The organism is Acidiphilium sp. PM (assembly GCF_000219295.1).
Classification (GTDB): domain Bacteria; phylum Pseudomonadota; class Alphaproteobacteria; order Acetobacterales; family Acetobacteraceae; genus Acidiphilium; species Acidiphilium multivorum.
Map to the genome: position 1 here is coordinate 1 of NZ_AFPR01000532.1, position 2894 is coordinate 2894.

7 protein-coding genes are annotated in these 2894 nt (G+C 62.3%); 4 read left to right on the forward strand and 3 right to left on the reverse strand.

Features of this window, described 5'->3' with window-relative positions; translation table 11 throughout:
• Nucleotides 1-58 precede the first annotated feature (58 nt).
• Nucleotides 59-259 (forward strand): hypothetical protein, encoded by a 201-nt coding sequence (locus APM_RS17445; RefSeq protein ID WP_241763201.1) that lies wholly within the window; start codon nt 59-61, stop codon nt 257-259.
• A 23-nt stretch (nt 260-282) separates the two neighbouring features.
• On the opposite strand, the gene APM_RS20795 is transcribed toward APM_RS17445, so the two are convergent.
• Nucleotides 283-429 carry a hypothetical protein gene (locus APM_RS20795; protein ID WP_007424718.1) on the reverse strand — a complete coding sequence of 49 codons (147 nt, stop codon included), beginning with the start codon at nt 427-429 and terminating at the stop codon, nt 283-285.
• 34 nt (nt 430-463) lie between these two features.
• Here APM_RS20795 and APM_RS17450 point away from each other — a divergent pair, with 34 nt between their 5' ends.
• The 3 genes from APM_RS17450 (at nt 464) to APM_RS17460 (ending at nt 1752) form a co-directional block, all read left to right on the forward strand.
• Nucleotides 464-775, forward strand: coding sequence for a BrnT family toxin (locus APM_RS17450; RefSeq protein ID WP_039889151.1), 312 nt, complete (start codon nt 464-466; stop codon nt 773-775).
• Nucleotides 750-1058, forward strand: a complete 309-nt coding sequence (locus tag APM_RS17455) for a BrnA antitoxin family protein (RefSeq protein ID WP_007424720.1) — start codon at nt 750-752, stop codon at nt 1056-1058. The genes APM_RS17450 and APM_RS17455 overlap by 26 nt, the downstream gene beginning before the upstream one ends.
• A 61-nt stretch (nt 1059-1119) precedes the next feature.
• Entirely contained in the window at nt 1120-1752 is a 633-nt protein-coding gene (locus APM_RS17460) for a LysE family translocator (protein WP_007424721.1), read from the forward strand.
• On the opposite strand, the gene APM_RS23175 is transcribed toward APM_RS17460, so the two are convergent.
• Nucleotides 1703-1999 (reverse strand): IS1096 element passenger TnpR family protein, encoded by a 297-nt coding sequence (locus APM_RS23175; protein ID WP_371259415.1) that lies wholly within the window; start codon nt 1997-1999, stop codon nt 1703-1705. The genes APM_RS17460 and APM_RS23175 overlap by 50 nt on opposite strands.
• On the reverse strand, nt 1929-2552 hold the full coding sequence (locus APM_RS17465; protein WP_007424722.1) for a winged helix-turn-helix domain-containing protein: 624 nt from the start codon (nt 2550-2552) through the stop codon (nt 1929-1931). Before APM_RS17465 ends, APM_RS23175 begins: the two co-directional genes overlap by 71 nt.
• Between the last annotated feature and the right edge of the window lie 342 nt (nt 2553-2894).

A 2894-nucleotide genomic window follows, 5' to 3' on the forward strand; every position in this document is an offset into this window, starting at 1 on the left:
TGGGTCCGCCCAGGGGCAGGCGATTGAAGTCCTTTCCGAAGCTTGCCAGCGCGGTGAGATCACGGCCGACGAGATGGCGGCCCAGTTCCGGGAATTGGCCGCAGAACCGCCCCAAAATCCTCCAGAGGCCCTGCCGCTGGTCGAACGGCTTAGGGAGTGGCATCAGCATCACCCGATGCCCCCGCCGACCGGGCTCAAGGCTGATAAGGCATTTTTTGACGACCTCTCCGGTGAGCCGCCCGACGAAGAAGCGCCCTGACCCGACCCCGCTATTGCGTCTGGTCAAACATCCCCCCTGAACTCGCGATCGGCGTCATAGCGCAGCTTGTCGGCAACGATCGGCCGGGTGCCGGCGAGGAACAGCAGCTCGCGGCCCTGCGGCAGGTTGCGGGTGGCTCCTTGCCCCCTGTCCGCAACCAAGGCAAGCATTGCACCGGATACGTTCTTGTAGTAACATTTTTGTATGAAACCGCGGTTCGAGTGGGACCCAGCCAAAGCGGCCAGCAATCTGCGCAAGCACCGCGTGTGCTTCGAGACGGCTATCCGGGCCTTCGCCGATCCTTTGGCGCTCACCGTGCAAGATCGCACTGAGGACGGCGAGCAGCGATGGCAAACGATCGGCTTGGTCGATGGCTACTGCCTCTTGCTGGTTGCCCATACCGTCTACGAAGACGACAGCGAGGGACAGCCTGTCGAGATCATTCGCATCATCTCGGCCCGAAAGGCCGACCGAAAGGAAAGGCAGCGCTATGAGCAAGAAACTCGTTCGGCATGATGTTGACCTCAGCCGCCTGCCTCCCCTGACGGAGAAGCAGAAAGCAGAGCTTGTGGCCTTGACCGCACGCCCAAACAGTGAGATCGACTACAGCGATATTCCTCCACTGACCGAAGATTTTTGGAAAAACGCGGTGCGCGGCCGGTTCTACAAGCCGACCAAGACCTCAACCACCGTGCGCCTCGATTCCGACGTGCTGGCCTGGCTCAAGGCCCAGGGAAAGGGCTACCAATCCCGTATCAATGCCATCCTGCGCCGGGAAATGCTGTCCTCGTTCAAATGAGGAATGGGGACAACCTGACGCACTGCCCCAACCCTTGGAAAACCCGATCTGGGAGCCCCCTATGATTTCGCATGGTGATCTTTTTCTGAAAGCGATGGGGTGCGGCCTCGCTGTTGCCGCTCCAGTCGGTCCCATGGCGCTTCTTTGCATGCGTCGCACGTTGGTGCGGGGATGGAAGCATGGGCTTGCAACAGGGGGAGGAATTGCCTTCGGCGACGCGTGCTATGCACTGGTTGCGGCCTTGGGTCTGAGCGGCGTTTCGTCCTTCATGCTCACCCATGAACGGGTACTTCACGCTGTTGCCGGGCTGTTCCTCATCTATCTCGGGATCAAGACTTTCCGTAGTCACGTTGCAGCAGATGGCACGGCACCGGCTGACGCCAAACCCCTTAGCGCCTGGCCGAGCGTTTTTGGCAGTTCGGTCCTGCTGACGCTCACGAACCCGCCAACCATCATCATGTTCGCCGCGATCTTCACTGTCCTGGCTCCGCATACCGGCTTCACGCTTCCGGCCGCCCTCGCTACGGTCGGCGGCGTCTTTGCCGGCTCACTGCTCTGGTGGGTCGGGGTCACGGCTGTTGTGCTGCTTATGCGCGGGGCAATCGGCCCTCGAATTCGCCTTTGGATCGACCGTATCGCTGGCGTCATATTGACGCTTTTCGGGGCTCTGGAACTGCGTAAGGCGGCTCCCTGATCCGCGTCACGCCTGAAGCTTCATCCTGGCCAGCAAGATAGCCTCCCGGGCCGCCGCAGTCCTCCGGTGGGCAGGTGCCGTCGCCGCCAGTGCAACGCGGATAAGCCTTGCCCGGTTCTCCAGACAGGTGATCCTCAATCCTGATCTCGTGCCGCCAGGGGATGTTCAGGTCGTACTCATAGACAAACCGGGCGCCTTTGCGCAGCCGCAGCCCAGCCAGCGTGACGTCTGGCGACGAGGCCGATATTTCGCAGGATCCATAGCGGCGGGACCGGAGGCAGAATTGGTAGAGGTGGAGCCGGCAGGTGGTTCAGCAGGTCTTCATAGGCATTGATAAAGGCTTCCTGCTTCACGGGGTCCAGCTTGCGCGAGATCGCCTTCGGCTTGCGGTGCTCCATGCCGAGGCGGTGCAGCAGCGCGACCAGCCCGGAGCGGCCCTGGTATTCAATGCCGAACTCCCGGGCGATCCAGGCGCCAACCTGATTCGTGCTCCGCGGCAGGGTCTCGGCGATCCAGGTTTTCAGCCGCTCCTGCTGCTCATCGCTCAGCCGACAGGCACCGCCCTCATAGCCGAAGCTCGCCAGGCCCTCGACCCCGTCTTCCAGATACAGCCGGTACCAGGTTCGGATCGTGTCATCATCCAGCAGCAGCACCTTGGCCACCGCCTCGCAGCTCATCCCGTTATCCAGCAGCACCAGCGCATTCGCCCGGCGCGCGAGCCGGTTCGCCGCCGACCCGTCCCGAGCCAACTCGATCAGGTCTTGCCGCGATTCGCTGTCCAGGAAGCCGCTGCGGATCATGCCGTCAGCAGAATCCGCTCCGGGCGGCTTGGCAAGCGATTCCTTCGGGTTTCTGCGGAGTCGGGGTATACCTTATTACCCACGCGAGAATTTGATGCCCTCCCTCCCTCGGCTGCAGACGGTGGTGTCGCGCTGGTACCGATGACGATCGGCGCTTGCGGCGGCTCGCTGCAAAGCATCTACCCCTATGTCGCCGGCCGGCTGGCGACAGGCCATCAACATCAGACCTAACGCGTTCCACGGGGAATGGAACTACACCATCGCCCCAAACCGTCACCCACCGTGACGCGATTATTTCTCGGCAGGCCCTAAGATTAGCCGGCCCGCGCCCGCTCGCGCAGC

What these genes read in the sequence shown, in the direction of transcription:
- APM_RS17465 (WP_007424722.1), bottom strand. Translation starts at nt 2,552, where the DNA reads ATGATCCGCAGCGGCTTCCTGGACAGCGAATCGCGGCAAGACCTGATC.
- APM_RS20795 (WP_007424718.1), bottom strand. Translation starts at nt 429, where the DNA reads ATGCTTGCCTTGGTTGCGGACAGGGGGCAAGGAGCCACCCGCAACCTG.
- APM_RS17450 (WP_039889151.1), top strand. Translation starts at nt 464, where the DNA reads ATGAAACCGCGGTTCGAGTGGGACCCAGCCAAAGCGGCCAGCAATCTG.
- APM_RS17455 (WP_007424720.1), top strand. Translation starts at nt 750, where the DNA reads ATGAGCAAGAAACTCGTTCGGCATGATGTTGACCTCAGCCGCCTGCCT.
- APM_RS17460 (WP_007424721.1), top strand. Translation starts at nt 1,120, where the DNA reads ATGATTTCGCATGGTGATCTTTTTCTGAAAGCGATGGGGTGCGGCCTC.